Consider the following 5,987-nt stretch of genomic DNA (forward strand, 5'->3'; position numbering starts at 1 on the left):
GGCGGGAGGGGTTAGGGGTGGGCGCGAGCGTAGCGAGCTTCTGACTTAGCCGTTGAAAATTCACGCTGATGTCGCGCCAGCCCACCCCCTAGCCCCCTCCCGCCTGCGGGAGGGGGAATGTCCGCTTCCCACCCCTATCCGCTATTCCTCAGCGCCGTGGCGATCGCGTTGATCGACAATTCTATACCTTCCTTGATGCGCGGGTCGTCCTCGCCGCTGCGGTGGCGCTTCATCAGTTCGACCTGAAGAAGGTTCAGCGGCTCGATATAAGGCAGGCGCAGGCGGATCGACGTGTCGAGCTTGGGATTCTTCTCCAGCAGCCGCGACTGGGCGGTGGCGGCGAGCAAGCCGTCATGGGCCATGTCCCAACCGTCGCGGATGCGGTCGAAAATCTCCGCGCCCCGCGCCTGATCCTCGACCAGCGGCAGATAGTGAGCAGCGATTCCCAGATCGGACTTGGCCAGCACCATCTCCAGATTGGCGAGCGCCGATTGCAGGAAGGACCAGTGCTGCGCCATGTCGGCCAGCAGCGCCTTGTCCTCGAAGGCGGAAAGCGCATGGCCGACCCCATACCAGCCCGGCAGCATCACCCGCGCCTGCGCCCAGCTGAACACCCAGGGGATGGCGCGCAGATCCTCGATCCGGGTGCTTTTGGTGCGGCTGGCTGGACGGGAGCCGATCTTGAGCCCGGAGATTTCCTGGATCGGGGTCAATTGCCGGAAGAATTCCTTGAAGCCCTCAGTACCATAAACCAGATCGCGATAGGCGGCGAAGGCGGTCTTCGACAGTTGGTCCATGGCGGCGGCGAAGCGGGCCGCATCGCGATCGGACAGGACTTCGGGTTCCAGGCTGGCGAGCAGGGTCGCGCTGGTCATCGCTTCCAAATTGGTCATGGCGACGTCGCGGGTGCCGAATTTGGCGGCGATCACCTCCCCCTGTTCGGTGATGCGGATGCGACCCTGCACCGTGCCCTTGGGCTGCGCCTGTATCGCCGCGAAGGAGGAGCCGCCACCGCGCCCGACCGCGCCGCCGCGGCCATGGAATAGCTGCATCGCCGTGCCCGCTTCGGCAAAGACGGGGGCCAGCGCCTTGCTCGCCTGGAACAGCCCCCAGGTGGAGGTGATGTAGCCGCCGTCCTTGTTGCTGTCGGAATAGCCGATCATCACTTCCTGATGGCCGCGTTCCCGCACCACGCCGCCTATTTCGGGCAGGCCGAAATAGGCGGCCATGATCTTGGGCGCGGCCTCGAGATCCGCGATGGTTTCGAACAGCGGCACGGCCATGATCGCGGCCTGCGGCGGCGCGCCCTCCGTGCCCGCGCGCCACAGGCCCGCTTCCTTGAGGATGATGTTCACCTCGAGCAGGTCGGAAACGCTCTCCGCCTTGGAGATGATATAATGGGTGATGCATTGCGGGCCGTAGATGCGATGCGCCTCCGCCGCCGAATGGACGATGGCGAGTTCGGACGCGGTCTGTTCCGAATATTCGAAAAAGGCCGTGCCCAGCGGCCGGTTGTTCGCCAACTCCCGCCGAAGCAGGGCGATGCGGGCATATTCGTCGAGGCCGGCATAGTCCGCTTCGACCCCCGCGACTTTCAGCAGTTCGGCCACCACGCTCTGATGGACATCGCTGTTCTGCCGCATGTCGAGCGTGGCGAGATGGAAGCCGAAGGTTTCGACCGCACGGATCAGGCGGCCAAGCGCGCCGCCGGTCGCCAGGGCGCCATTGCCTTCGCTCGCCAGCCCCTGCGCGACCGTCACCAGGTCGCGGCGCAGGTCGGCGGGGCTGGCATAGGGTTCGCCCTTGAGCGCCGAGGGGCGGGACGGCGCCTTGCCGACCAGCGACCGGTAGGTGGCGGCCAGACGGGCATAGATGCCGGAAATCGCCCGGCGATAGGGCTCGTCCTGACGGCTGGGCGAGACGTCGCCGCTGGCGTCGGCCAGGTCCAGAACGGCCTGCGACACATCGGCCAGTTCGGTCGAGAGCGACAGTTCCGCGCCAAGGGCGTGGAGCGCATCCATATAAAAGCCCAGCGCAGCCTCGCAGCCCCTGGCGAGCGCGAGCCGAAGCTGCGGCGCCTGAACGAAGGGATTGCCGTCGCGGTCGCCGCCGATCCAGTTGCCGACGCGCAGGAAACTCTGCGGGCGCGCGCCCAGCACCCGTTCCCATCGCGCGTAGAGGGCGGGCAGCACGGGCAGGAAGACGTCGCGGAAATAAGCGAGGACATTCTCGATCTCGTCCGCGACGAACAGCTTTTCCCGGCGCAGCGGCCGCGTCTGCCACAGCAGCGCGATCTGGCGGAAGATCGCCTCGTCCAGATTCTCGCCCTCATCGGTTTCCGTCCGGCCGCCGTCCTTGAGCAGCATCAGGTCCGCGATGCGGTTCTTGTGGTCGATCATGCTCTTGCGCCGCACCTCGGTCGGATGAGCGGTCAGGACCGGCACAATCAGGGCATGGGACAGCAGGTCGAGCACCGCCTCGCGCTCTATTCCATGGGACCGCAGCTTTTCGACGGCGGAGGCGACGTCGGCCCCCGGCTCGGCAGCGACGCCCTGGCGGTCCTCGGCCAGATTGGCCAGCATCGAGAAGAGCATGAAGCCGCGCACGAAGCTCAGCGTGTCGTCGAGGCTCAGCGCGTCGAGTCCGGTGTCGACCACGTCCGCGCCGTGCAGGCCGCGCGCCCGATCGACCGAGGCGGAGCGGATATATTCGGTCTGCTTGTAGATTTTCTCCCCGCCATAGGCGCGGATGACGTCGCCCAACAAACGACCGAGAAAGCGGATGTCCGGGTTCTGCGTGATCGCAGGAGCGGGAGAGGATGCAAGAGTCGCCATGATGGATCGATGCTGCATCGCAACAATGGGATGGTCAAGGGAATCCGCATCACGCGACGTGATCCCGCGAGGGCAGGAGGACGGCATCCTTATTCTGTGCACTTGCGCGAAGCCCCCGCCATGGGCCAAAGGAAATCCGTGACCGCCAGCATCAGCATAGGAAATGACAGCAACGGCAATGCCGTTTTGGTCGATGTCGAGGAATTGCTTGCCACCCGTCTGCTCGTCCAGGGCAATTCAGGGTCCGGCAAGTCGCATCTGCTGCGCCGCCTGCTGGAGGAAAGCGCCGCGCTGGTCCAGCAGGTCGTGATCGATCCGGAGGGCGATTTCGTCACGCTGGCGGATGAATATGGCCATGTGGTGATCGACGCGGGCGACTATAATGAGCGCGAGATCGTCAAGATGGCGATGCGCATACGCGAGCATCGCGCATCCGTGGTGCTCAGTCTGGAATCGCTGGAGCTGGAGGCGCAGATGAAATGCGCCGCGACTTTCCTGTCGACGCTGTTCGATGCGCCGCGCGACCACTGGTATCCCGCGCTGGTGGTGGTGGACGAGGCGCAGATGTTCGCCCCCGTGGCGGCGGGCGATGTGTCGGACGAGGCGCGGCGGCTTTCGCTGGCGGCCATGACGAACCTGATGTGCCGGGGGCGCAAGCGCGGCCTGGCGGGCGTGATCGCGACGCAGCGGCTGGCGAAGCTCGCCAAGAATGTCGCGGCCGAGGCATCGAACTTCCTGATGGGGCGCACCTTCCTCGACATCGACATGGCGCGGGCGGCGGACCTTTTGGGCATGGAGCGGCGGCAGGCGGAGCAGATCCGCGACCTGGAGCGCGGCCGCTTTTTGGCCCTGGGCCCGGCCATCTGTCGACGGCCGGTGGCGGTGAAGATCGGCTCTGTGAAGACCAGCACGCGCGGCGGCACGCACAAGCTGATGCCGCCCCCCGTCGCCGCGACGGAGGATTTGCAGGAATTGCTGTTCGCGGGCGCGGGAGAGGAAGAGGCGCTGCCCCCGCCTCCACCCCGCGCCGAGCCGCCGGCCTTGCCTGCGGAGGAGTTGATGCGCGCCCTTGCCGCCGCGCCTTCGGCCAAGCCCGCCGCGCCGGAACTGGACTTCGGCCAGAACGAGCCGGTGGTGATCGCCGTGCTGGAGGAGATCGTGGCGGACCTGGGGGAGGCGCAGCCCAGCGTGTCGACGCTCTATCAGGATTTCGGCGTCCGCTGCCGGATGAAGGGACTGCGCCAGCCGCCGCTCGACCTGCCCGCTTTCCGCAAGCGATTCGCCATGGCGCAGGCGGGCATGTTCGATGCCGCCGACCCGCGCTGGGCCGATGCGATGAAGGCCGCCGAACCTGTGCCGGAGGATATGCTCGCTCCCTTCCTGCTGATTGCGCGGGCGGCGATGCAGGGGCTGCCCTGCCCCGACGATGTGGCGCTGGCGCGCGCCTATGGCACCAGTTCGCCGGGGCGCGTGCGACGGTTGATCGATTATATGGAAAAGCTGGGCGTGATCGTGGCGCGCACCGATTTCGGCGGGCGGCGGTCGATCGGCGTGCCGCAACTGGGCCTGAGCACGGCGGCGGCCGAGGGATGAGCGCTTCGGTCCTGTTCGTGTGCCTGGGGAATATCTGCCGATCGCCGCTGGCCGAGGCCGCTTTGCGTGCGGAGGCGGAGCGGGCGGGCCTTTCGGTGACGGTGGATTCGGCGGGCACCGGCGACTGGCATGTCGGATCGCCGCCGGACCGGCGCGCGCAGGCGGTGGCGCTGCGGCATGGGATAGACATTTCCGGCTACCGTGGGCGGCAGGTGACGGCGGGGGATTTCCGGCGGTTCGACCATGTCTTCGCGCTGGATACGGAAAATTTGAAGAATCTGCGGCGGATTCAGCCTTCGGAGGGGACGGCGGACGTGCGGCTGCTGATGGATTTGGTGCCAGGGCGCGAGGGGAGCAGCGTGACCGATCCCTATTTCGGGGACGATGCCGGCTTCGACACGACCTGGGACGACGTCACGCGGGCCGCGCGCGCCATCGTGCAGCGGCTGCGGGAGCGGGGGTAGAGTGGTCGCAGGAGCGCGCTGCGCTTCAATTCGATCCTGAAACCCGGAGCATTTTCAAACCGAGCGAAAAACGCCCTGTTTTTCGATACCGCATTTCCGAGTCGTCGACCATGAACGGACTGTCGACCGGTCCTAGGGCTGCCGGGGCGAATCGAAAATCGCGTTCAGGCAGGCGGCGATGCGGACACCTGCCCGCCGCAGCCGGTCGTCCAGCTCGGTGCGATGCCGATAGGCATAGTCCCAGGACAGGTTCGGGTCCGCCGGATAGACGGTCTTGCGCAGCGCGATGCTTTCGCGGGTCCAGATGTCCGGATCACACAGGCTCCAGGCAATCGTCTGTTCCGGCGTGATCGACCGCGACAGCCAGTCCGCATATTCGGAATAGGACAGGGCGCGCTGGTCGATCAGGCCGGAATCCCAGACCGAATGCAGGTTGCTCTGCGCGCCGAAGAAAGTGACCTTCACATCATTGCCGCCCCGGTCGTCACCACCGCCGACATGCAGCGGCTGATGCAGGTCGCCAATGATGTGAACGACGAAGCGCAGCGCCATGCGGCGGTCGTCCTGCGACGCCTTGGGGTCGCGAAGCGTCGCCGTAAAGCGGGTCAGCGCCGTCATCGCGTCCCCCTCCTTCGGCGCGTCCGCGGCGGTGTAACGATCGCCCTCCCTCACCGTGACATAATGCCAGGGGCTGGCCGTCTTACGCCAATATTCGGCAGGGTCGGACCGCATGTCGTCCGGCCAGGTCGCCGCTTCGGCCAGATCTTCCGACCCCAGCAGCAGGCGGACCTGGGCGCGTGCAGCGCCACTCAGGTTGCGATCAGCTATGGCGCCGGTGACGCGATGGCCGATCGGTCCCCAGGCCTGGGCGGGCGTAGCGGCGAGAAACGGCAGGGCGAGGAGAAGGGCAAAGCGCATGAGGACCTCTTACAGCTTTGCCCCGGCGGAACCAGCAGGCTTTTTCAGAGGGTTGCCCTAGCACTACTTTGGCAGAAGTGTAATTTTTGGGATTCCCCCGGCGCAGGATGCGTGATTCATAGGGAGCCAGCTTTGATGGAGGCTGGTGATGGAAGGGGATTGGCAGGGCGATCTTGAG

4 protein-coding genes are annotated in these 5,987 nt (G+C 66.2%); 2 read left to right on the top strand and 2 right to left on the bottom strand.

The window, feature by feature from the left end; genetic code table 11:
- Positions 1-134: 134 nt before the first annotated feature.
- Entirely contained in the window at positions 135-2,834 is a 2,700-nt protein-coding gene (ppc, locus tag A8G00_RS23685) for a phosphoenolpyruvate carboxylase (RefSeq protein ID WP_044662821.1), read from the bottom strand.
- A 138-nt stretch (positions 2,835-2,972) separates the two neighbouring features.
- Between ppc and A8G00_RS23690 the strand changes: the two genes are divergently transcribed.
- On the top strand, positions 2,973-4,427 hold the full coding sequence (locus A8G00_RS23690; protein ID WP_048578387.1) for an ATP-binding protein: 1,455 nt from the start codon (positions 2,973-2,975) through the stop codon (positions 4,425-4,427).
- Positions 4,424-4,891: a low molecular weight protein-tyrosine-phosphatase gene (locus tag A8G00_RS23695; protein WP_099185248.1), complete on the top strand. Its 468-nt coding sequence runs from the start codon at positions 4,424-4,426 to the stop codon at positions 4,889-4,891. Before A8G00_RS23690 ends, A8G00_RS23695 begins: the two co-directional genes overlap by 4 nt.
- Before the next feature lie 132 nt (positions 4,892-5,023).
- Here the strand turns inward: A8G00_RS23695 and A8G00_RS23700 are convergent, their stop codons facing one another.
- Entirely contained in the window at positions 5,024-5,809 is a 786-nt protein-coding gene (locus A8G00_RS23700; protein WP_099185249.1) for a S1/P1 nuclease, read from the bottom strand.
- Between the last annotated feature and the right edge of the window lie 178 nt (positions 5,810-5,987).

The sequence above is a fragment of the Sphingobium sp. SA916 genome (genome assembly GCF_002894065.1).
GTDB classification, from domain to species: domain Bacteria; phylum Pseudomonadota; class Alphaproteobacteria; order Sphingomonadales; family Sphingomonadaceae; genus Sphingobium; species Sphingobium fuliginis.

Excerpts from the sequence above, each read along its gene's own strand:
- ppc (WP_044662821.1), bottom strand. The coding sequence starts at position 2,834 with ATGGCGACTCTTGCATCCTCTCCCGCTCCTGCGATCACGCAGAACCCG.
- A8G00_RS23695 (WP_099185248.1), top strand. The coding sequence starts at position 4,424 with ATGAGCGCTTCGGTCCTGTTCGTGTGCCTGGGGAATATCTGCCGATCG.
- A8G00_RS23700 (WP_099185249.1), bottom strand. The coding sequence starts at position 5,809 with ATGCGCTTTGCCCTTCTCCTCGCCCTGCCGTTTCTCGCCGCTACGCCC.